The organism is Thalassolituus sp. UBA2590 (assembly GCF_002339775.1).
Classification (GTDB): domain Bacteria; phylum Pseudomonadota; class Gammaproteobacteria; order Pseudomonadales; family Oceanobacteraceae; genus Thalassolituus.
This window is the reverse complement of record NZ_DDKU01000186.1, coordinates 1305-1788: the sequence shown is the minus strand read 5'-3', so window position 1 is coordinate 1788 and position 484 is coordinate 1305. Positions and strand designations below refer to the sequence as shown.

Here is a 484-nt window from a genome sequence, read left to right as displayed (position 1 = left end):
CAGTCTTCATCTCGGACACTTAGTCCCTCTTCTGGTTCTTCGTCGCTTTCAGGATGCGGGGCATAAGCCCATCGCATTGGTAGGTGGGGCGACGGGATTGATCGGCGATCCAAGCTTTAAGGCCGCTGAACGTCAGCTCAATACCGCCGACATTGTAGCTGGATGGGCAGATAAGATACGTGGCCAGGTCAGTCAGTTCATCGCCTTTGACGGTGTTGAAAACCCAGCGGTTGTTGTGAATAACCTCGACTGGGCAGGAGAGATGAATGTACTCGACTTCCTTCGTGATGTCGGTAAGCACTTCTCGGTCAATGCCATGATCAATAAAGAGTCGGTGCAGCAGCGCCTGAATAGAGAAGGGGCAGGGATCTCGTTCACCGAGTTTTCATATGCGTTGCTTCAAGGGATGGATTTCGCTGAACTGAATCGACGCTACGACTGCACCCTGCAAATTGGTGGTTCCGACCAGTGGGGTAATATCGTT

General features: G+C 52.1%; 1 protein-coding gene. It reads left to right on the top strand.

Annotated features, from left to right (window positions below; genetic code table 11):
- Window positions 1–484, top strand: a 484-nt coding sequence (tyrS, locus tag B2067_RS15900) for a tyrosine--tRNA ligase (protein ID WP_301389109.1), incomplete at both ends; no start/stop codon positions are given.